Origin of the sequence: Variovorax ginsengisoli (genome assembly GCF_030486595.1) — a bacterium.
Lineage (GTDB): Bacteria > Pseudomonadota > Gammaproteobacteria > Burkholderiales > Burkholderiaceae_C > Variovorax > Variovorax ginsengisoli_B.
On sequence record NZ_JAUJZH010000006.1, the window covers coordinates 232,675 to 255,304 of the forward strand.

General features: G+C 67.5%; 15 protein-coding genes. 5 read left to right on the top strand and 10 right to left on the bottom strand.

Annotated features, from left to right (window positions below):
* Positions 1-261: 261 nt before the first annotated feature.
* Genes QZH52_RS38625 through QZH52_RS11050 form a run of 3 tightly spaced genes read right to left on the bottom strand, consistent with a single transcriptional unit; the run spans position 262 to position 3,973 of the window.
* Positions 262-2,589, bottom strand: a complete 2,328-nt coding sequence (locus QZH52_RS38625) for an ATP-binding protein (protein ID WP_366919285.1) — start codon at positions 2,587-2,589, stop codon at positions 262-264.
* Positions 2,590-3,246, bottom strand: coding sequence for a winged helix-turn-helix domain-containing protein (locus tag QZH52_RS11045; RefSeq protein ID WP_366919286.1), 657 nt, complete (start codon positions 3,244-3,246; stop codon positions 2,590-2,592). It abuts the gene before it with no gap.
* Position 3,247: 1 nt separating this feature from the next.
* On the bottom strand, positions 3,248-3,973 hold the full coding sequence (locus QZH52_RS11050) for a TetR/AcrR family transcriptional regulator (protein ID WP_301808072.1): 726 nt from the start codon (positions 3,971-3,973) through the stop codon (positions 3,248-3,250).
* 164 nt (positions 3,974-4,137) lie between these two features.
* On the opposite strand from QZH52_RS11050, the gene QZH52_RS11055 reads away from it, so the two are divergent.
* The 5 genes from QZH52_RS11055 to QZH52_RS11075 are packed head-to-tail and all read left to right on the top strand — an operon-like array spanning position 4,138 to position 10,860.
* Entirely contained in the window at positions 4,138-5,280 is a 1,143-nt protein-coding gene (locus QZH52_RS11055; RefSeq protein WP_301808075.1) for a VOC family protein, read from the top strand.
* 19 nt (positions 5,281-5,299) lie between these two features.
* Entirely contained in the window at positions 5,300-6,256 is a 957-nt protein-coding gene (locus QZH52_RS11060; RefSeq protein ID WP_301808078.1) for a fumarylacetoacetate hydrolase family protein, read from the top strand.
* The gene (locus QZH52_RS11065) at positions 6,253-7,929 is read left to right on the top strand and encodes a bifunctional 3-(3-hydroxy-phenyl)propionate/3-hydroxycinnamic acid hydroxylase (RefSeq protein WP_301808080.1); all 1,677 of its coding nucleotides are present in this window, start codon (positions 6,253-6,255) and stop codon (positions 7,927-7,929) included. Before QZH52_RS11060 ends, QZH52_RS11065 begins: the two co-directional genes overlap by 4 nt.
* Positions 7,919-8,944 carry an alcohol dehydrogenase catalytic domain-containing protein gene (locus QZH52_RS11070; protein ID WP_301808083.1) on the top strand — a complete coding sequence of 342 codons (1,026 nt, stop codon included), beginning with the start codon at positions 7,919-7,921 and terminating at the stop codon, positions 8,942-8,944. Before QZH52_RS11065 ends, QZH52_RS11070 begins: the two co-directional genes overlap by 11 nt.
* A 23-nt stretch (positions 8,945-8,967) precedes the next feature.
* On the top strand, positions 8,968-10,860 hold the full coding sequence (locus QZH52_RS11075; RefSeq protein ID WP_301808087.1) for an acyl-CoA synthetase: 1,893 nt from the start codon (positions 8,968-8,970) through the stop codon (positions 10,858-10,860).
* A gap of 64 nt (positions 10,861-10,924) precedes the next feature.
* On the opposite strand, the gene QZH52_RS11080 is transcribed toward QZH52_RS11075, so the two are convergent.
* The 7 genes from QZH52_RS11080 to QZH52_RS11110 all read right to left on the bottom strand — a co-directional run bounded on the left by QZH52_RS11080 (position 10,925) and on the right by QZH52_RS11110 (position 22,460).
* Positions 10,925-11,077: a hypothetical protein gene (locus QZH52_RS11080; protein WP_286521062.1), complete on the bottom strand. Its 153-nt coding sequence runs from the start codon at positions 11,075-11,077 to the stop codon at positions 10,925-10,927.
* A 138-nt stretch (positions 11,078-11,215) separates the two neighbouring features.
* The gene (gene yghU / locus QZH52_RS11085) at positions 11,216-12,088 is read right to left on the bottom strand and encodes a glutathione-dependent disulfide-bond oxidoreductase (RefSeq protein WP_301808095.1); all 873 of its coding nucleotides are present in this window, start codon (positions 12,086-12,088) and stop codon (positions 11,216-11,218) included.
* A gap of 91 nt (positions 12,089-12,179) precedes the next feature.
* Entirely contained in the window at positions 12,180-12,536 is a 357-nt protein-coding gene (locus QZH52_RS11090) for a hypothetical protein (protein WP_301808098.1), read from the bottom strand.
* A 24-nt stretch (positions 12,537-12,560) separates the two neighbouring features.
* On the bottom strand, positions 12,561-13,613 hold the full coding sequence (locus QZH52_RS11095; RefSeq protein ID WP_301808103.1) for an extracellular catalytic domain type 1 short-chain-length polyhydroxyalkanoate depolymerase: 1,053 nt from the start codon (positions 13,611-13,613) through the stop codon (positions 12,561-12,563).
* Positions 13,613-13,822, bottom strand: coding sequence for a hypothetical protein (locus QZH52_RS11100; protein WP_301808105.1), 210 nt, complete (start codon positions 13,820-13,822; stop codon positions 13,613-13,615). Before QZH52_RS11100 ends, QZH52_RS11095 begins: the two co-directional genes overlap by 1 nt.
* A 98-nt stretch (positions 13,823-13,920) precedes the next feature.
* Entirely contained in the window at positions 13,921-16,137 is a 2,217-nt protein-coding gene (locus QZH52_RS11105) for a response regulator (RefSeq protein WP_301808109.1), read from the bottom strand.
* Entirely contained in the window at positions 16,128-22,460 is a 6,333-nt protein-coding gene (locus QZH52_RS11110) for a HAMP domain-containing protein (RefSeq protein WP_366919287.1), read from the bottom strand. Before QZH52_RS11110 ends, QZH52_RS11105 begins: the two co-directional genes overlap by 10 nt.
* Positions 22,461-22,630: the final 170 nt, after the last annotated feature.

A 22,630-nucleotide genomic window follows, 5' to 3' on the forward strand; every position in this document is an offset into this window, starting at 1 on the left:
CGCTAACCGCGGGGGGCACGTGCTGCGCCGCTCCAGATGGAAATGGACAAGGTGCCGCAGGGTACCCCGGAATCACGTGTCAGCAGCCGCCCGTAGTACTCACGGAGAGTACGCCTGGTTGCCGTCCTACTCATCCTGGTCAAAAACTTGGATTGGTACTTCCGAAATCTTGAAAGCCGGCGGGCCAAGAAATTGCCGCGGATGCAATGGCGGGATGCTGCCGGTACTCCTCGATCGCCGAGGCACGCGGCGTGAGATCGGTCAGGCTGGGTTCATGGCAAGCAGGATCGCCCGCGCGCGTCGAACCTGCGCCGTGTCGCCCGCTTCGGGCAACCGGTCGATGAGCGCAGCGAGGGCGCTGCGCTCCGCGGCCGTCGCCTCGTGGTGCTCGCAGTGGTCGACGAGCGCGAGCAGTTCGAGCCAGGGTGCCCCCTGCGCCTGCGCCTCCTCGATCGCGCGTCGAGCGGAAGCGGCTCCCGCATCGGTGCGACCTTGTGCACGGGCGATTTCTGCCTCAAGCAGCCACAGTTGCGGCAAGTACACCCGCTCGACCAACTCGTCTGCAACCTGCAGGGCTTCCTGGAGTTGGATTCGGGCAGCATCAATGTCGCCAGCCAGCAGAAGGGCCTGCGCCGCGTAGCCCAACACCTCGGTGACGCCGGAACGCATGCCGAGGCGGGCATTCTTTTCGCAGGCCTCCAGGATCAGGCGATGCCCCTCGAGCGGCGCTCCATTCAAGGCCTGAGCCCAGCCACGGTACCAGCGGCATGCAGTCTGCCCTTGCGCCAAGGCGAATTCGTCGACCAGCCCCTGCATTTCGTCGGCGAGGACCGCAACCCGTCCGGAGTCGCCCAGACGGACCTCGAGCAGCGCCTCATGCCAAGTGGCAACGAGCTGCGTCATCGGCTGCCGCAAGTCGCGCGCCCGGTCGTGCGAGCGTTGCACATGCGCGCGGGCCTGCTCGAGCAGTCCACGGTGCGCGAACTCGATAGCCAGCATTCCAAGCAGCGTTACCTGCGGATCGGCAACGAAGATCTCACTTGCAGACAGGTCGAGCCGCTCGGCGATCGGCAGGCCGCGTTCGATCCATGCGAGCGCTTCCTGCGGTCGGCCCTGTACTTGGTGCACTTCGCCGAACACGATGCACGCGGCCAGCATCAGCACCGGATCGTCCGATGCGGACGCGAGCTCCTCGGCGCGATGCGCCACCTCCAGCGCCAGCGCATACTCGCCGCGCAGGCTCAGCGCGTAGCCAAACCCGTGCAGCAGCAGTCCGCGCATCGCGTGATCGGACTGGCCCTGCAGCAGCGCATACGCGCGTTCGAAGGCATTCCTTGTTTCGCTGCCGACGCCGAGCGATTGAAAGGCCGCCACGCCGTGCAGCGTGGCGATCGCGATCTCGAGTGCGTTGCACTCTTCCCCCTCCGGCGCCTGCTGAAGCAGAGCCGAGGCGCGCTCGGTCAGGCTCATGCAGGAAGACGGGCTGAAGTGCAGCAGCGCGGCTTCCGCCGCCTCGGCGTAGTAGCGCAGTGCCGTCATCGACTGCCGCCCGCGTTCGAAGTGCATGGCCAATTCGGCGGCGGCCACCGGCACGCCGGCCGCACGCTCCCGTTCGAGGGCCGCACCGACCTTGCGGTGCAGTTGCGTGCGGGCCGAGGGCACAGTGCGCTCATACAGGAGTTGGCGAAACAACGCATGTCGGAACGCATAGGGCAAATCGGCCATTTCGACGTCACCGCCTGCGCGCGGCGCCGCAAGCCACACGTGCTCACGTACCAGTTCCTCGCAAGCATTGGCCACCGATGCGACGTCCCACTCCAGGGCGAGTGCCACCGTGTGAACGCGAAACTCGACCCCGCACACTGCCGCCGCCGCAAGCAGGGTCCGCGACTCGCCAGCCAACGTAGCGATGTGGTGGTCGATGATGGCCGCCAGATTCTCCGGCACCGCCACCGACGCGAGCCGCGCTCCCACGGTTGCGTCGTCCGTCGCGCGATCCATCACATCGGCGGTGATCGACGCGACGAACAGCGGCACGCCGTCCGTGCGCTCGTGCAGTGCGCGCACGAATGCCTCATCGCGCGCGAGGGACGCGGAGCGTTGGGCGATGTAGTCAGAAACCTCGATCTCCGAAAACGGATCAAGCACCACCTCGTCGCACAAGCGGTGTAGGCGCAGCTCGCGCCGCAGCGGGTTGAGTGGGTGGTCCAGGGCGATCACCTCCGCCAAGCGGAAGCTCGATAGCCACATGAAGCGCGCGCTCGCGCGTCGGCGCGCCAGGTAGTCGATCAATTGGATGGTTGCCCGGTCGCTCCAGTGCAGGTCTTCCGTGATAAGCAGAAGCGGACGTTGCTCGGTATAGCGATCCAGCAACTCAGCAATCTCACGCAGCATGCGGTCTGGGCCCACACCAGCGAGTTCGCGGCGCAGCGCGTCTCTTTCCTCTGTCGTACTTAACCATGGCAGCTGCAGAAGCCAGGTCGGCGCCACGGTACGCAGCAGCCCCGGCAGCGTGCGGTCGCCGCGACACAACTCTGCCAGCGCTTCCAGCACCGGCAGGTATGGCTCGCCTGTGCCGTAGTGCTCCACTCACTGCCCCCGCGCGCAGGCAATGCCGCCGAGACCAGCGATGAAGTGTTCGATGAGCGCGGTCTTGCCGATTCCCGGCTCGCCCGCAACCCAGACCACTGCGCGCTTCCCGCCGCAGGCTTGGTCCCACGCCTGCTGCAGCCGGGCGATCGCGTCCGCGCGGCCGACGAACGACGGCGACGGCTGGGGGCCCTCCACCACGCTGCTCGCGACACCAGGCGCCGCCGGGAGCGCCGGGAGCGCGGCGGCAGGCGCCGCAATGAAGCGGTAGCCGCGCCGCGACACGGTCTCGATGAAGCGCGGCTCGCGCGGGTTGTCGCCGAGGACCATGCGCAGGTCGCTGATGGCGGTCTTGAGCACCGAGTCGCTGACGAACTGGTGGCCCCACACCGCATCCAGCAACGCGTCTTTCGTCAGCAGCACGCCCGGCTGGCGCGCCAGTGCGCACAGCAGGTTGAACGGCGTCGGCGCGAGTGCTAACGCCTTTCCATCGCGCAGCAGCCAGGCGTTCGCTTGGTCAAGAACGAAGTCATCGAAGCTGATCCGAACGGGATTCACGTTGGACACCTGGTGCGCCACGTGGGGCGTGCGAGAGGTCGGGAACGAATTATCGACGGTCCGGTGATTCAAGTCACGTCGTGGCAGCCGCGCCAGCATCTCAACGGACCTTTCGACGCCCGACCACGCGCCGGGTCGTCTTCGCAACGGCGGGCGCCAGGATTATCGAGGTCTCGAAAAGCAAACCCGTGGACAGAATCTCGACCGGCTTCAGCGCGCTGTTGGCGATGCGCTCGGCGCTCTTCGCATCCAGGCCCAGCCCACGCAATGCCGCGGCGGTGCTCTGCTCCGCGAAGTCGCTCTCGCAGCCCGGCTCGAGCATGCGATGTGTCGCGCCGAGCACGGCACCCGTCACGATGTTGAGGGCCAATGCGATCGGCATGTGCATGAATCGACCCTGCCGGATCCCTTCGGTCAGATCTCTCTTCACGAAATCCAGCAGCATGTTCGGGCCACGCGCGTCCGGCCAACCGAGGCGGATCAGGAATGCGGCCGCCAGCGGGTGGTCGAGGGCCAGCCTGGCCACCAGTCGAATGCCGCTCGACACGCGTTCCGCCGGATCCTCATAACTCTGCACCACGGGCTCGGCCATTCGGATCAGTTCGTTGGCGATCTCTATGGCGAGTTCCCGAACCAACGCGTCGGGCGATGGGAAGTACTTGTAGAACGTGCCCCGCGATACCTCCGCGGCCGAGATCACATCGTCGATCGACATCGCCGCCGGCCCCTTTTCCGCGACGAGCCTCATCGCACTCGCGAGCAGGCGTGCGCGCATGCGTTCGCGTCGCTCTGCCGCGACGCGATGGCGATGGTTTTCCAGTTGCATGGATGGATTGTGCCCAGTGGTTGACTAAGTATAAACGACAATCTCGTCATGATGACAACATTGTTATTATGATAGTCAGGCGGCGCCATTTCGGACCGCTCGTCGAGCAAGGTCCAGATGCTCCTGCTCGGCTACCACTACACGTTCAGAAGGGAGACGGACCCGTGAGAGGCTTCACCGCAGTGCTTCGGCAGCCCGAGTCGACCCCCGAAAGCCGGCTGCCCGCCGATGTCCGACGACTGCCCCGCCCGCCCGCCCTCGGGCGCGCCATCGAATTGGCCTTCCTGCGCTGGGAAAAGCGCAGGCTGGCGCCGACGGAACGCTTCTGGCGCGACTTCGGCTTCCATATCGTCAGTTCCACACCGCAGCGCCTTGTGGCCCGAGGCGCAGGGACCGCACCCTGTATCGCGATCGCCGAAGCCGGTCGCCAGGATCGTTTTGTCGGCCCTGCGTTCCTCATGTCGGCCGATACCGACCTCCACCGCTACGTGGAGCAGATGGGCGCGCGCTGGCTGCCCGTCTGCCGCCTGCCCGCGGGCGGCCGAGGCGTGGAGCTGTGCGACCCGAGCGGCCGCAGTGTCTGGCTGCTGCAGGATCAGCGGCGTGTCGAGCCCCGGCCGCTGCGCGAAGCTGTCACGCAGAGCACGAACACGGCACAAGACAGGCCCCGCGTGAATCGCACCGTGCGCACGCCCATCGAGCCGGCGCGCGTCGTGCGGCTCGGGCACGTGGTCCTGCAGACCATTGACTTTGCGCGCATGGCCGAGTGGTATCTGAGTGTGCTTGGGCTGATTCCCACCGATGTGCAGTACCTCGCCGACGGCAGTCCCAGTCTTGCGTTCTGCCGTCTCGATCTGGGCAATCAGCCGGCCGACCACCACACGCTGGTGATCGTTGGCGGCATCGAGGAGAAGGTCGAACACAGTGCCTACGAGGTGCTGGACCTGGATGCGCTCGGACAGGGCCAGCAGGTGCTGAGCGCCCAGGGGCATCGGCACATGTGGGGCATCGGCCGCCACCTTCTCGGCAGTCAACTATTCGACTACTGGTCCGACCCCGACGGCTTCGAGTACGAACACTACACGGACGGCGACGTGTTCACCTCGGAGTTCGAGACCGCCTACTCGCCGCTCGAATTCGGCGGCATCTGGGCCTGGGGCGCCGACGCGCCCGCCTCGATGAAGCCGAGGAAGAGCCTCCAGACCCTTCTTCACGTGTTGAAGCTCGTGCGTCGCAAGGCTATCAGCCCACAGCGACTGAAACTCTTGAGCGCGGCGCTCGATGCACCCGCGCGCCCTTGGCTCTAACTCTTCCCCGATCCAACCCATGTCACGCACAATCATTCGCTATGCCGAAGCCGGCACGCCCCGTTGGGGAGTTCAGTTCGGACGCCTCATCGCCCCCTTGCAAGTCGATGCGCCCAGCACCGGCGAGCTGCTCTCCGGCCACTGGGAGTTGCTGTGGTCCGTTGAGGCTGCACAAGCGACAGTGCCGCTCGAGCGCGTCCAGCTTCTGCCGCCGGTGACTCGTCACCAGCAGTTCATCTGCCAGGGCGTCAACTATCGCAGCCACATCGCCGAATCGGGACTGCGCGTCGAAGACTTCCCCTTCAACACGATCTTCACCAAGGCGCCTTCCAGCATCACGGCGGCCGACGTGCCCGTGGTCCGCCCCGCGCATGTGCAGTTGCTTGACTATGAAATAGAACTTGGCCTGGTGTTGCGCCATCCAGTGCCGGCCGGCACACAAGTCGGCCCTGACGATCTGCCGCGGTGGTTGGCGGGGGTGACGATCGTCAATGACCTTTCGGCACGTGACGTTCAATTGCCGCAAGGTCAGTTCTACAAAGGCAAAAGCTATCGAGGCTTCGGCCCGGTCGGACCCGGTCTGGTGCTGCTGACGCCGCAGGAATGGGCGCGCTGGCCCGACTTGCACATGCGCCTGACCGTCAATGGCCAGACGCGACAGGACGCCTATTGCACCGAGATGATCCACGGGCCCGCGGCCACGATCACCGAGCTCGCGGCGCTGCAGGACCTGCTACCCGGCGACCTGATCGCCACCGGCACGCCGGCGGGCTGTGCCGCGCGCGCGCCCGGAAAGCTGGCCATGTTCATCGTCAAGCACCTGATAAGCGACGCCGGCAAGTGGCGGATGTTCATCGGCAAGGGGCGCGCCAACCCTGCATACCTGCGCCCTGGCGACCACATCAGCGCGTCGATCCGCACCGACGACGGCACCATCGACCTGGGCGAACAGACGACCGCCATCACCGCACCATGAACGCGACATCCTCCCGTCTGGCGGTGCCGCGCCTCGACACCGACATCCTGCTGGTCGGGCTCGGCCCGGTCGGCGCGGCGCTGGCCAACCTGCTCGGCCTCTACGGCGTGCGCGTACTTGCCATCGACAAGGCGACCGCCATCTTCGAGAAGCCGCGCGCGATCGCGCTCGACAACGAGGCTCTGCGCATACTTCAACTGGCCGGTGTGCGCGACGGCGAGTTCGAGACCGTCGCCATACCGCAGGTGCAGTACCGGTCCCCGCTGTTCGGCCCCTTCGCCCGGATCAACAGCGCCGGCATCATCGACGGCCACCCGGCACTCGTCACCTTCTACCAGCCCGAGCTCGAGCGCGTGCTGCGCGAAAAGCTCGCGCAATACCCGGGAATCGAGCTGCGGCTCGGCAGTGAACTCGCGGCCTTCGTGGACGATGGCCGTTTCATCCAGGCGCGGCTGGAGGACGCGGTCGGCAATGAGACCCATGTCCGTGCGCGCTACCTCATCGGCACCGACGGCGCAAATTCACTGGTACGACGCACGCTGGGGCTGGACTTCGAAGGCCGAAGCTTCCACCAGGACTGGCTGATCGTCGATGCGCTCGACGTGCCGGATCCGATCGACCACGTCGAGTTCACTTGCGACCCGCGGCGCCCGACGCCGCGCATGGTGGCACCCGGCGGACGGCAGCGCTGGGAGTTCATGCTTCGCCCCGGCGAGCGGCCGGAAGAGATGGAGCGGCCGGAATCGGTGCGGCGGCTGCTCGCGCCATGGTGCGACAGCGAGCGCATCCGGATCGAACGCACGGCGGTCTACCGCTTCCATGCGCGCGAGGCAAGGCGCTTCTCCAAGGGCCGCTGCTTTCTCGCCGGAGATGCTGCGCATATCACGCCGCCGTTCGCCGGCCAGGGTCTGGTCGCCGGGCTGCGCGACGCTGCCAATCTGGCCTGGAAGCTCGCCTGGGTCGTGCAGGGACGGGCGAACGAGCGCGTGCTCGACAGCTACGACACCGAACGACGTCCCCACGCGAGGAAGATCATCCGCCTTGCGCTCACGCTCGGCGCCCTTGTCATGCCGCAAAACCGCGCCGTCGCGTTTGCCGTGCACGGCCTGATGAGCCTGCTGCGCCTGCTGCCGGCCGGCCGCGCGCTGTTCGAGGACTTGAGGATCAAGCCACAGAACACCTTCGATGAGGGCCTGTTCTGGCGCGTGCGCGGCAGTGATCGGCTGCGTGCCGGTGCCATGCTGCCGCAAGGCTGGGTGCGGCCGGCCACAGGCGGCGCGCCGATCCTCAGCGACGATGCCCTGGGACTGCAATGGGCACTGATCGGCTTTGGTGTGGACGCATCGGCCGGAATGCCGGCCGAACTGCTGCAGCGCTGGCAAGCTGCGGGTGGACGGGTTTGGCAGTGGTGCCAGCGTTCGCAGGCTCAGCATCTCGCGCCGCCAGCGCAGCGGCTGGAGGCGCTCGACGAAGCCCTGCTGCCGCGCCGGGCTCCGCTGGGGTGGGTCGCGATCGTGAGGCCCGACCGCTGCGTGCTGGCCGAAGGGCCGGCGTCCGATGCCGAGGCGATGCTGCGGCGAGCGCTTGAGCTTGTCGCGCCGCCCGCTTCGTCGCCTTCGGCGACATCGCCGACTCCGGCCCGCGAATTGCAGGGAGCCCGACATGCGGCGTGAACTGGTATGTGTCGAGACGGCAACGCCACCGCGCCTGGCCGCGCGCAGCGTCGAGCTGCCTCAGCCGCGTGCGGGCGAGGTGCTGGTGCGAGTACAGGCGACCACGGTCAATCCGATCGACGTCAAGCGAGCGACCGGCTATGGCCGGCGACTGCTCGGGCTCAAGGGCGCGGCGCGCTTTCCGCTCGTGCTCGGCAACGATGTCGCCGGCATCGTCGAAGCCCTGGGCGCCGGTGTGACCCGCTTCGCGCGCGGGCAGCCCGTGTTCGGTCTGCTCGGCACCGGCCGCGCGGGCGGTGCGCACGCATCGCACGTCGTCGTGCCGCAGGACCTCTTGCTGCCCGCCCCGAAAGACGCGGACCCGGCCGCGCTCGCGGTGCTGCCCTACTCGTTCACCACGATGTGGCTCGCCCTGCGCTCGACCGGAATCAATCCAACGAGCGCTCAGTGGGCCCGCGTGCTGATTCACGGCGCCAATGGTGGCCTGGGGCGCTTGGCAATGCAGGTGCTTCGCCCTTGGGGCTGCGCGATCACCGCAATCTGCGCGAAGGGCCAACGACAGACCGCCCTCGAGCTCGGCGCCCAGGTGGCCGTCGAGCACAGCCCCGCTTGCATCGAGTCGCTGTCCTCGGATTTCGACGTGGTGCTGAACTTCGCGAACTGGGACGAAGATGCTCTGCTGGCGTCGCGACTCAGCCCGCGAGCCTTGGGCCATGCGACCACGGTTCACCCGTTGCTTGCGAACTTTGATCGGTTCGGATGGCTGGGCGGTGCGTGGACCAGCCGCCGCGACCGTCGGCAGGTTGGCGCCATCGTCGCTTCACGCGCACCGAAAGCCAGCTACTCCTGGACCATCTTCAAGCCCGACCGCGATGCTCTCGAAGCGCTCGCCGCGGGCGTTCGAGCCCGAGCGTTCGCGCTGCCGATCGGCATCGCTGCGCCCTTCGGCAATGCCATCGCTGCGTTCGACCATGTGTCAAGCGGCCAACCCGGCCGAGCGGTCCTGCTGCCGTGACGCCACAGACATTGGGTAAAAACATGAATGGAATCGCTTCCATCGCAGACATTCTCGCTCTCGAAAGCGAGCACAGCGGCCTGCTGCCGGACAGCACCTACGAGATGATCGGCGCTGCAGCGCGCGCCCATCCCGACGCGCCAGCGCTATCGTTCTTTGCCCGCGTCGAAGATCATGCGCGGCCGGAAATCTGGACCTACAAGACGCTGTTCTCTCGCATCACGGCCACTGCCAACTTCCTTCACGAACTGGGAGTTGGCGCCAACGATGTCGTCGCCTTCGCGTTGCCCAATCTGCCACAGACGCATCTCGCTATCTGGGGCGGCCAAGCGGCCGGCATCGCGTTCGCCATCAATCCCATGCTGGAGCCGGCGGCCATCGTCGAGTTGCTTGCTGCTGGGGAAGCGAAGGTGCTGATCACGCTTCGACCTGTTTCCGGCACGGATCTGTGGCCGAAACTGCAGCCGTTGCTCGGTCGAGTACGCAGCCTCGAACACGTTGTGCTGGTCGACCTGGCCGGTCAGATCCCCGGGGTCAAGGGGAAGGCAAAGGATGGCTTCAAGATACACGACTTCGAGCAAGGTCTGCGCTTGCAGCCGGTGGACCGCCTCATCAGCGAGCGCGTGATCCACCCCGGCGATCGCTCCTCCTACTTCTGCACCGGCGGTACCACTGGCGCGCCCAAGATCGCGATGCGCACCCATGCGAACGAGGTGGCCAACGCCTGGAGCATCGGACGATTCCTCGGCGATGGAATTGCAGTGGGAAAGACCCTTTTCTGCGGTCTTCCCCTGTTCCACGTGAACGGCGTCCTGGTGACTGGCTTGCTGCCATTCTCACGCGGCGCACACGTGATCCTCGGGACGCCTGCGGGCTATCGCGGCGATGGTGTCATCAAGCACTTCTGGGAGTTGGTCGAGCACCATCGGATCAACTTCTTCAGCGGTGTTCCGACGGTCTATGCGGCACTGATGCAGCAGCCGACGCAGGGCCGCGACCTCAGTTCGCTGGAATACGGGCTCTGCGGGGCCGCACCGATGCCGTTGGAACTGATGCGATCCTTCCAGGAATCGACGGGCTTGAAGATTCTCGAGGGATACGGGCTGACCGAGGGAACCTGCGCCAGCACCTGCAATCCTCCGCTGGGCGAGCGGCGAACCGGGTCGATCGGGCTGCGCGTGCCGTTGCAGGCCATGAAAGCCGTTGTGCTGGACGACGCAGGAGCCTACGTGCGCGACTGCGCGGTCGGAGAGGCGGGCGTGCTCGCGATCAGCGGTCCCAATGTGTTTGCCGGCTATCGCGACCCCGATCAGGGCAAAGGGCTCTGGCCAGACCTGGGAGACGGCAGGCGGTGGCTGAACACCGGCGACCTCGGCCGACAGGACGCGGACGGCTACTTCTACCTGACCGGTCGACGGAAGGAGCTCATCATCAGGGGCGGCCACAACATTGACCCCGCAAGCATCGAGGAGCCACTGCACCGGCATCCGGCCGTGCAACTCGCCGCCGCGGTCGGGCGCCCCGACGTGCATGCGGGCGAACTGCCGGTCGCCTATGTGCAGCTCAGGCCCGACGTTAGCGTGACCGAGGACGAGTTGATGTCCTTTGCCAAGGTGCAGATCACCGAACGCGCAGCGGTGCCGAAGGCGATCAGGCTGGTCACGGCCATGCCGCTCACTGGCGTCGGCAAGATCTTCAAGCCCGAGCTCAGGCAGCGCGAGATCGCGGATGCGCTGCGCACTGCGCTGCACGACGCCGCCGCCTTGACCTCTAGGCTCGAGGTCATCAACGACCCGCGTCTCGGGATTCAGATCGAGGTCGCGCTGGCGGACGGCGCCGCCGCAGGAATCGCCCGCGAGGTCCTGGGTCAGTTCCCGTTCCGCTTCGACGTTTCGTGGACGAGCGGCGATCGATGAGGGTGTTCGTGCGCCGCGCGAGCGCGGCAAGCGCCGCTTGACGTCGGCGCTCGACGACGGCTGATCAGCCTTCGATGGCCCGCGTGGAGCGTCGCAGCTGCTGCGCCATCATGCGCTGCATCCGCGTCTGCGGCGTGCGGTGCAGCAGCAGGTCGATGGCCCAGCCGGCCACCACCACGACCGCCAGTGCGCCAAGGGTGAGAATTGCTGAGTCCATGGTCTGCTCCCGATTCGACAATGGAGCGACTTTGCGCCTCCGGCCGCCGTCTGTGAACCCTCCAAATGGACTGGGTTGTTTTGTGATCTAGGTCCTTTTTTCCCGCCGCGGCTGTGCTAGCGTATGCCCTCGACAAGCCTAGGGAGCGGCGTCCAGCGCATGTCCTCCGGACTCGAAATCCCCGGCGTCGTGGCGCTCGGCCAGCTGGCTGTCCGGGTCGCCCCAGACCCGGTTCACCCTGCGCCCGCGCTGCACGGCGGGCCGCTCGGCGATCCGGTCGGTCCAGCGCTGAACATGGGTGTAGCTCTCGACCTGCAGGAACTCGCCGGCCCCGTAGACCAGGCCCTTGGCCAGCGCGCCGTACCAGGGCCAGACCGCCATGTCGGCGATCGTGTAGTGGTCGCCGGCCAGGTACGGGGTTTCAGCCAGCCGCCGATCGAGCACGTCGAGCTGGCGCTTGACCTCCATCGCGAAGCGGTCGATCGCGTACTCGATCTTGGTCGGCGCGTAGGCGTAGAAATGGCCGAAGCCGCCGCCCAGGTAGGGGGCGCTGCCCATCTGCCAGAACAGCCAGGACAGGCAGGCCGCCCGTTCCGCCGGGACGGTCGGCAGGAAGGCGCCGAACTTCTCGGCCAGGTACAACAGGATGGCGCCCGATTCGAACACCCGCACCGGCGTCGGCGCGCTGCGGTCCATCAGCGCGGGAATCTTCGAGTTCGGGTTCACCGCAACAAAGCCGCTGCCGAACTGCTCGCCCTCGTTGATCCTGATGAGCCAGGCGTCGTACTCGGCGCCCGCGTGCCCCTGCGCCAGCAACTCCTCCAGCATCACCGTGACCTTGACGCCGTTCGGCGTGGCCAGCGAATAGAGCTGCAGCGGATGGCGGCCCACCGGGAGTTCCTTGTCGTGCGTCGATCCGGCCACCGGACGATTGATGTTGGCGAATTGCCCGCCGTTGGCCTTGTTCCACGTCCAGACCTTGGGTGGGGTGTAGTCCGATGTTTCGTCCATGCGTGGCGCTCCGGGTGCGGGTGAAGTAGCGCGGCAGCAAGGTCCGCGCAGCCCGACTTTAGAGCGAATCGGCGCACGAGGGCGCCGGCAGCTAGGCGCGGGTCTTCGGAAGCGCCGCCGCTGTGGCCTGCAGCTCCGGCACCAGCGTCAGCAGCCGGCGAGTGAGCCAGTACAGGTGGGCGGGATCGATGGGGTCCGGCAGCCTCAGCGTGTCGATCAGCCTTTGGGCCCGCGGCCCCAGTGGCAGTGCGGTCAGCGGCTCGAGCACCATGGCGAGCTCGTCCCGGACCGCCTCGTCGACGAGTTCATGCTCGTCGAGGCTTCGCCAGATGGCCCGCACGGCGCGTTCGCAGAGTTCGGCATCGGACAGCGGCGCAGGCAGCGCAGGATCGGGCGGCACGCCGCGCGTTCCGTTCAGGTCACTCGAAAAGCTTCTTCGCAAGCTCATCTGCCGCTCCTTCGGGGCACCAGTCTAGTGCTGCCTCGAAGAGATGTAATGACGCGCTGCAGCATGGCGGGCGCCAAACTGCCTGGCGGCGAAAGCCCAGGCCATGCGAGACGCGTCGGGCCCTGCGCCGTCGCTGTACGGCTGGCCGGCAGCACCGCCGCTCCAGGCGTGGCCGAGCCGGTCGATTTCCACCAGGGTCGCCACCGTGCTGGCCCCCTGCTTGAAGTCGGTCACGGTCGCCGGGTAGCGCTTGCCCCGTTGCAGCGTGCGCTCCTTGCTCGAGGTCGCGCCCATGGCGTCGGCCCAGGCGCGAACCGCGGCGAGCCCGTTCGACGCCGCGACCACCCTGTCGCCGGCGCCATGGATCACCATCAACGGCGGCCAGCCGGCAGCAGCCCGCCCCAGCGGCGGCGCCGCCAGGGGCTTCGTGGCGCGATGGCCATGCATGGCGCCGAGCGCGGACAGCGTGGAATGCGCGGTCCCGGGCGGTATGCCCGAGTGCATCACCACCGCGGCGAAACGGTCCGGATGCCTGGCGACGAGCAGCGCCGCCATGCTGGCACCTGCCGACAGGCCCGCCACAGCGATGCGCGTGCGGTCCACCGCGTACATCAGGCAGACCTGGTCGATCGCCTTCATGACGAGCGCCGCCTCGCCGTAGGCGCGTCCCGACGACGTATCGAACCAGTTCCAGCAACCTTGCGGATTCGACACCCTGTCCTGCTCGGGATAGAGCACCAGGAAGCGTTCCCGGGCTGCGATCAGGTTCATGCGCGTGCTGGCGGCGAAGGACTTCGCATCTTGTCCGCAGCCATGCAGCATGACCATCAGCGGCAGGCGCTCGCCGAACTTGATGCCGGGTGGCCGATACAGGCGGAACCGGCGCATGCCGGTCGCACCCATGGCCAGGCCCTGGATCCATTGGCCCGCACCCGCAGGCGGGCGCCGCTTCTCGATCACCGGCTTGACTGTCTGGCCGACCGCCCGCGTACCGGCGCGCACGGTGCTGCGCGTGATCGCCTCCATGCCACGGGCGACCACGCCCAGCCAGCCTCCGGACCTTTTGCGTCGCGCCATCAGCGGCGCGACTTCCGCTTGGCGACGGTCGTGCGGGCCGTCTTGCCACTCCAGAAATCGACGATCTGCCGAGTCGCCTCGGCTTGCGCGGCGCCGACCTGGCGCCTGGCGGCCGCCGCGGACTGACCGCGGGCCGAGCCGACCGCCTTGTTGGCCGCGCTCAGCCACATGCTCATCAAGGGATTCTTCTTCATCCAGGGGTTGCTCATGGAGCCTCCGTCTCGACCGGCGGTCGACATAAGCGACTGTCGCCGGGCTGCCGATGCCGCAGCGCAGCATTTTTGCCCGATCGAAGGTGGCCGCCGTCCTACGCCCCGAGCGTCGGGGCGGCGGCGCGGGCTCGCCACGCCCGGATGCACGCCAGCAGGCTGTCCGCTTCGACCGGCTTGACGAAATGGCAGTCGAAGCCGGCGTCCAAGGCCGCCCGCCGGTCTTCGTACTGCCCATATCCCGTGAGTGCGACCAGCAGCAAGCCGGTGCCCCCACCGGCACGCAGGCGCCGCGCGACCTCGTAGCCGTCCAGTCGCGGCAAGCCGATGTCGAGCAGCACGACCGCCGGCTGAAACTGCGCGGCGACCTCCAGGGCCTCTTCGCCATCGCCTGCAGTGCGGATCGCGTGCCCCTCCATCTCCAGCATCGTTGCCAGGGTCTGCGCGGCGTCGACGTTGTCGTCCACCACCAGGATGCGTTCGGGGGGACCGTCTCGCGCGGGACCCGCCAAGGACCCCGGCGGCGCACTGGCCCGCAGCGTCGCCCTGCGGGGCAGCGTCACCCGGAATTCGGACCCGAGGTTGCGGCCGCGGCTGTGCACCTCGATCCGGCCTCCGTGCATCTCGGCCAGCCGCCGGGCCAAGGTCAGTCCGACGCCCAGGCCGCCTTGCGAGCGATCCAGGCCACGCTTGCCCTGCGCGAAAAGATCGAAGATGCGCGGCAGCAGCTCTTCATCGATGCCCATGCCTTCGTCCCGCACCGTGATCTCGACGCGTTCGTCGTCGACCACCACCCGCAGGTCGATCGGCGTCGACTCCGGGCTGTACTTCGCGGCGTTGTGAAGAAGGTTGGCAATGACCTGCGTGAGCCTCGCGCCATCCGCATCCATCCAGATCGGGGCTTCCGGCATCGCCACGCCGAGCACCTGGCGCCGGCTCTCCAGCAGCTGATGCACGGTCTCGACGCTGTGCGCCACGACCACCCTCAGGTCGACCGGATCGCACTTGAGCGTGATCTTCCCCTGGCTGATGCGCGTGACGTCCAGCAGCTCCTCCATGAGACGCGTGATCTGGCGCAGCTGGCGACCCGCCAGGTCCAGCGCCCATGTCACCTTGGGATGCTTGTCCGCCACCCGCCGGATGATCTCGATGGCCGTGTGGACCGAGGCCAGCGGATTGCGCAGCTCGTGGGACAGCATGGCGAGAAACTCGTCCTTCCGCTGGCTCGCCTGCTGCAGCTCCTGCTGCGCCGCCTGGCGCTCGACGATCTCATGCTGGAGGTTGCGATAGAGCCGCGCGTTCTCGAACGCCGCCCCGGCCCGCGTCGCCACCTCGTGCACCAGGGTCAGGTCGGCCTCCCGCATCCAGGCGCCGTCCTCGGCCGACGCCACCAGCAGCACACCCGGCACGCGCTCTCCAAAGAGCAAGGGGACGGCGGCGACGGACGCCAGGGCGGCTTCGCCGAGATCACCGTCGGGATGCCCGAGTGCGCCCGGGCGCAGCGGCATCGCCGCGTCCGCCACCCACGCCACGCGGCGCGAGGTCGCGGCTTCCTGCAGCGCGGCCATGACCGCATCGGCCGGCGCCAGGTCGGCGCCGAACGCGACCGTCGCGGACCCGCCGCCCGCGGTGCGGGCCGCGATCGCGAACGAGCCTCGGCCGAGTTCGGGGTCCGCGATCCAGACCAGCGCCGTGGCGGCCCGCTCCGGCACCAGCAGGGCGACCAGCTCCTGCATCGCAACCTGGATGTCCAGGGATCGGTTGAGCGCCTGGCTCGCACCGGCCAGAAAGGCGGAGCGCCGGTCGTTCTCCTCGGCCAGGCGGCGGGCGGCGTCCGAGGCCATCATCGCCGCCCGCGCATCGGCCTGCCGCTCGACCTGGCGCTGCATCAGGTAGAGCGACACGAACACGCCGACCTTGCTGCGCAGGATCTCCGGCACGACCGGCGAGAGGATGTAGTCAACCGCACCGAGCGAATAGCCGCGGGCGGTCTGGATCTCGTCCGCGTACGAGGTGATGAAGATGATCGGCGTATGGGCGCTGCGCCGGTGGTTGCGGATCAGCGTGGCGGTCTCGAAGCCATCCATGCCGGGCATGTTCACGTCGAGCATGATCACGGCGAACTCGCGCTGGAGGATCTCGCGCAGCGCATCCGCGCCCGAACGCACCATCACCAGGTTCTGGCCCAGCTCCTCGAGGACCGTCCGGAAGACGAGCAGCTTTTCCGGCAGGTCGTCGACGATCAGGATGTTGGCGCGCTCGCCGCCGGGCGTGTCTCCCTGCGGCGCCGGGCCGTTCTTCGGTGCTAGCTGCACAGCCAGCCCCGCAGGACGACCAGCAGGTGGTTGGTGTCGACCGGCTTCGACAGATAGTCCCACGCCCCGGCCTCGATGCACTTCTCGCGATCGCCCTTCATGGCCTTGGCGGTCACCGCCACCAAGGGCAGCTGCTTGCCGCGCGGCAGGCGGCGCAGCTCGCGCATGGTCTGCATGCCGTCCATCTCCGGCATCATGATGTCCATCAGGACGATGTCGATGTCCTCGTCCTCCTGCACCAGCCGGATCGCGTCGCGGCCGTTCTCCGCCGTCACGATGGCCATGCCCTGCTGGTCGAGCACGGTGGCCAGCGCGAAGATGTTGCGCATGTCGTCGTCCACGATCAGCACCTTGCGGCCCGCCAGCGAGCAGGCGGCGTCGTTCGCGGCCTCGACGGCACGGCGCTCCGGGTCGGACATCAGCGCAAAGGCGCGATGCAGGAAGAACGCACTGCTGTCGATCAACGCGTCCGTGCTGCTCACGCTGCGCCATGCCGCGCCGTCGAGGCCGCGGGTCCACGCGGCCGACCGCGGCCCGGCGGCGGCCCGGTCGAAGACGATCACCGGGAGCTGATGCACCGGGGCCCTCCCCTCGACCGCCTCGGACAGGTCCGCCGGGCTGAACCCCGGCACCGACCCGTCCGTGACGAGGCAGTCCACCGGCCCCTGGGCGATCTCGCGGGCGAGGGCCTCCCTCGATTCGGCCAGCGAGATCGTCACCTCGGAACCGTCGAAGGCATCCACCAGCGCTGCCCGCGCGTCGGAACCCTGCATGGCCACCAGCAGCCTGCGCGATCCCGTCGACACGAAGCGATGCAGCTGCCCCATCGCCGCGTCCACCTGGTCCATCGATTGCAAGGGCTTGGCGAGGAATCCCACGGCGCCGGAGTTCAGGGCACGCTCGCGCGAATCGTCGGTCGACACGACGCACACCGGGATGTGCCGCGTCGCCAGGTCGGCCTTCAGGCGTTCCAGGATGCGCCAGCCCTGCATGTCGGGCAGGTGGATGTCCAGCGTGATCAGCGCCGGGCGGTGGTCGCCGGTCAGCGCCAGCGCCACCGCGCCGGTCGAGCTGACCAGTCCCTTGAACCCGGCGCGACGGGCGGCCTGCAGCAGCACCTTCGCGAAGGCCAGTTCGTTCTCGACGATCAACGCCACCTTGTCGCCCGGCAGCAGCGCGTCGCGGTCGTCCCCCGCCACGTTCAGCGCGTGCAATTCGGCGGCCACGGCCTCCGCGCCTGCAGCGTCGACGCCAGCCAGCACGTCGACGGGCTCGATCGTGGCCGCGACGGAGGCCGGACGGGTCTTCGGCGCCGGCAGGGGTGCCGGCAGGTCCGCGCCGCCGGCACGGACACCGCGCCCGCGCGCCGGGCTGAAGCTCTGGGGCAGGAACAGCGTGAACGTGCTGCCCTGCGCCGGAACACTCGTCAGGCGAATCTCGCCGCCCAGGAGCCGCGCCAGTTCGCGGCTGATCGCCAGGCCGAGACCGGTGCCGCCGTACTTGCGCGAGGTCGAGCCGTCGGCCTGCTGGAAGGCTTCGAAGACGATCTGCTGCTTGTCCGCGGGGATGCCGATGCCGGTGTCGGAAACGGCGAAGGCGATCACCTGGCTCGCCCGGTTGAGCTCCTCGCGGTCGCGCGACCAGCCGCCTTGGACGACGCCGACCGAGAGCCCCACCGACCCGTGGTGGGTGAACTTGAAGGCGTTGGAGAGCAGGTTCTTGATGATCTGCTGCAGGCGCTTGACGTCGGTGACGATCGCCTCGGGGAGCGTATCTCCCAACTGGATGCCGAAGCCCACGTGCTTGGCCTCCGCCACGTGGCGGAAGCTGCGCTCGACCGAGCGCTGCAGGTCGTCGATCCGCAGTTCGCTCACCTCGACGGCAACCGTTCCCGATTCGATCTTCGACAAGTCGAGGATGTCGTTGATCAGCATCAGCAGGTCGTTGCCCGAAAGGTGGATCGTCTTGGCGAACTCCACCTGCCGCTCCGTCAGGTTGCCTTCCGCGTTCTTGCAGAGCTGGTCCGACAGGATCAGCAGGCTGTTCAGCGGCGTGCGCAGCTCGTGCGACATGTTGGCCAGGAACTCCGACTTGTACTTGGAGGTCAGCGCCAGCTGCTCGGCCTTCTCCTCGAGCGCCTGGCGGGCCTGCTCGACCTCCTGGTTCTTGCTCTCGACTTCCTGGTTCTGGTGCACCAGCAGCCGGGCCTTCTCCTGCAGCGCCTCGTTGGTCTGCTGCAGTTCCTGCTGGCGATTCTGGAGTTCCTCGGCGAGCGACTGCGACTGGGTCAGCAGGTCCTCGGTGCGCATGTTGGCCGAGATCGTGTTGATCACGATGCCGATCGATTCGGTCAGCTGGTCGAGGAAGGCCTGGTGCGACGGGTTGAAGCGCTCGAGCGACGCCAGTTCGAGCACCCCCCGCACCTCGTCCTCGAACACCACCGGCAGCACGATCACGTCCATCGCCGCGCCTTCGCTCAGCCCGGTGGCCACCTTGAAGGCCGTGCTCGGAACGTTGGTCAGCAGGATCTTCGACTTCTCGATCGCGCATTGCCCGACCAGGCCCTGCCCCAGGTCGATTTCCTTGCCGTGCGCGGCGTGGCCGCCCGAGGCGTAGCTGGCGAACAGCTTGAGCTTGGGCGCGCCGCCCGAGGAGGTCAGCAGGTAGAACTCGGCCTGCTGCGCGCCGACGACGGGCGCCAGCTCCGAAAGGATCAGCTGGCCCACCGTCAGCAGGTCCTTCTGGCCCTGCAGCATGCGGCTGAACTTGGCCAGGTTGGTCTTCAGCCAATCCTGCTCGGTGTTCTTCTGCGTCGTGTCCTTCAGGTTGCGGATCATCTCGTTGATGGTGTCCTTGAGCGCCGCCACTTCCCCCTGCGCCTCGACCGTGATCGAGCGCGTCAGGTCGCCCTGGGTCACCGCGGTCGCCACCTCGGCGATCGCGCGCACCTGCGTCGTCAGGTTGGCCGCGAGCTGATTGACGTTCTCGGTCAGCCCCTTCCAAGTGCCGGCGGCCCCAGGCACCTTGGCCTGGCCGCCGAGCTTGCCCTCGACCCCCACCTCGCGCGCCACGCTGGTCACCTGGTCGGCGAAGGTGGCCAGCGTGTCGGTCATGCTGTTGATGGTCTCGGCCAGCGCGGCGATCTCGCCCTTGGCCTCCACCGTGAGCTTCTGCTTGAGGTCGCCGTTGGCGACCGCCGTCACCACCTTGGCGATGCCGCGCACCTGGCCCGTCAGGTTGCCCGCCATGAAGTTGACGTTCTCGGTCAGGTCCTTCCAGGTGCCCGACACATCGCGCACCTGGGCCTGTCCGCCCAGCCGGCCTTCGGTGCCGACCTCGCGCGCCACGCGCGTGACTTCCGCCGCGAAGGAGGAGAGCTGGTCCACCATGGTGTTGATCGTCGCCTTGAGTTCGAGGATCTCGCCCTTGACGTCGACCGTGATCTTCTCGGACAGGTCCCCCGCGGCCACCGCCTTGGTGACGTCGGCGATGTTGCGCACCTGCGAGGTCAGGTTCGACGCCATCAGGTTCACCGAATCGGTCAGGTCCTTCCAGGTGCCCGCCACACCCTGCACATCGGCCTGGCCGCCCAGGATGCCCTCGGTGCCCACCTCCAGCGCCACGCGCGTCACCTCGGCGGCGAAGGAGCGCAGCTGGTCGACCATGGTGTTGACCGTGTTCTTGAGCTCGGAGATCTCGCCCTTGACGTCGACCGTGATCTTCTTCGACAGGTCGCCGGCGGCCACCGCGGTCGTCACCTCGGCGATGTTGCGCACCTGCGAGGTCAGGTTGCCGGCCATGAAGTTGACCGACTCCGTCAGGTCCTTCCAGGTGCCCGCCACGCCCTGCACGTCGGCCTGGCCGCCCAGGATGCCCTCGGTGCCGACCTCCCGTGCCACCCGCGTCACTTCGGCGGCGAACGAGCGCAGCTGGTCGACCATGGTGTTCACCGTGTTCTTCAGCTCCAGGATCTCGCCCTTGACGTCGACCGTGATCTTCTTCGACAGGTCCCCGGCCGCCACCGCCTTGGTCACGTCGGCGATGTTGCGCACCTGCGAAGTGAGGTTCGACGCCATCGAGTTGACGGATTCGGTGAGGTCCTTCCAGGTGCCCGCCACGCCCTGCACGTCGGCCTGGCCGCCCAGCTTGCCTTCGGTGCCCACTTCGCGCGCCACCCGCGTGACCTCGGCGGCAAAGGACGACAGCTGGTCGACCATGGTGTTGATGGTGTTGGTGAGTTCGAGGATCTCGCCCTTGGTGTCGACCGAGATCTTCTTCGACAGGTCGCCGGCCGCCACCGCCTTGGTCACGTCGGCGATGTTGCGCACCTGCGAGGTCAGGTTGCCGGCCATGAAGTTGACCGACTCCGTCAGGTCCTTCCAGGTGCCGGCCACGCCCTGCACGTCGGCCTGGCCGCCCAGCTTGCCTTCGGTGCCGACTTCGCGCGCCACCCGCGTCACTTCGGCGGCGAACGAGCGCAGCTGGTCGACCATGGTGTTGATCGTCGCCTTGAGTTCCAGGATCTCGCCCTTGACGTCGACCGTGATCTTCTTCGACAGGTCGCCGGCCGCCACCGCCTTGGTCACGTCGGCGATGTTGCGCACCTGGCTGGTGAGATTGCCGGCCATCGAGTTGACCGATTCCGTCAGGTCGCGCCACGTGCCGGCCACGCCCTTGACTTCAGCCTGGCCGCCGAGCCGGCCTTCGGTGCCGACTTCGCGTGCGACACGCGTCACCTCGTCCGCGAAGGAGGACAGCTGGTCGACCATGGTGTTGATGGTGGCCTTCAGCTCCAGGATCTCGCCCTTGACGTCCACCGTGATCTTCTTCGACAGGTCCCCGGCGGCCACGGCCTTCGTGACGTCGGCGATGTTGCGCACCTGCGAGGTCAGGTTCGACGCCATCGAGTTGACCGAGTCGGTCAGGTCCTTCCAGGTGCCCGCCACGCCCTGCACGTCGGCCTGGCCGCCCAGCTTGCCTTCGGTGCCGACCTCGCGCGCCACGCGCGTCACCTCGGCGGCGAAGGAGCGCAGCTGGTCGACCATCGTGTTGATGGTGTTCTTGAGCTCGGAGATCTCGCCCTTGACGTTCACCGTGATCTTCTTCGACAGGTCGCCGGCGGCGACCGCGGTCGTCACCTCGGCGATGTTGCGCACCTGCGAGGTCAGGTTGCCGGCCATGAAGTTGACCGACTCCGTCAGGTCCTTCCAGGTCCCGGCCACGCCCTGCACGTCGGCCTGGCCGCCCAGCTTGCCTTCGGTGCCGACCTCGCGCGCCACGCGGGTCACCTCGGCGGCGAACGAGCGCAGCTGGTCGACCAGCGTGTTGACCGTGTTCTTGAGCTCCAGGATCTCGCCCTTGCCGTCGACCGTGATCTTCTTCGACAGGTCGCCGGCCGCTACCGCCTTGGTGACGTCGGCGATGTTGCGCACCTGGCTCGTCAGGTTGCCGGCCATCGAGTTGACCGAATCGGTCAGGTCCTTCCAGGTCCCCGACACGCCTTCCACGCGCGCCTGGCCGCCGAGCGATCCTTCGGTGCCGACCTCGCGTGCCACCCGGGTCACCTCCGAAGCAAAGGAGCGCAGCTGGTCGACCATCGTGTTGATGGTGTTCTTGAGCGTCAGGAACTCGCCCTTCACGTCGACGTCGATCTTCTTCGACAGGTCGCCCTTGGCGACAGCCGTCGTGACGTCGGCGATGTTGCGCACCTGGTCCGTCAGGTTCCCGGCCATCGAATTGACGGAATCGGTCAGGTCCTTCCAGGTACCGGCCACGCCCTTGACCTTGGCCTGCCCGCCCAGCTTGCCTTCGGTCCCGACCTCGCGCGCCACGCGGGTCACCTCGGCGGAAAAGTTGCCCAGCTGCTCGACCATCTTGTTGATGGTCCTGGCGGTCCGCAGGAACTCGCCTTCCAGTTCGCGCCCTTCCACCTCGAGCGCCATGCTCTTCGACAGGTCCCCCTGCGCCACGGCCCCGATCACGCGGGCGACTTCGCTGGTCGGATGCACCAGGTCGTCGATGAGCGAATTGACGCAGGCGATCGATTCGCCCCAGAAGCCACGGGTCTCGGCCATCACGGCCCGCTGCTTGAGCTTGCCCTCCTTGCCCACGACTTGCCGCAGCCGCACCAGCTCGGACGCGAGCGTGGCGTTCTGCTCGACCAGTTCATTGAAAATGTCGGCGACCTTCCCGGGCAATCCCACCCACTGGGCTGGAAGCCGGACCTTGGCATCGCCCTTTCGAAGGCGTGTCATCGCATCGAGCAGGACGGCCATTTCGTCGTTGGCGCTGTCCGTGACAGGGGCGTGTTCCAGGACTTTCATTTGTGCCTCGTGGTTCGACCAAGGTGACTTGCAGCGGCTGGCGGGGAAGTGTAGGCCGTGGTCCAATTTTGTAACAGGGGCCTTTCGACCCGTGCATGGCTCCCCCGTTCACAGCGACAGTGCGAACACGCAATGCGCGGTATTTGACCTCTGTGCGAGCACCTCCGGCG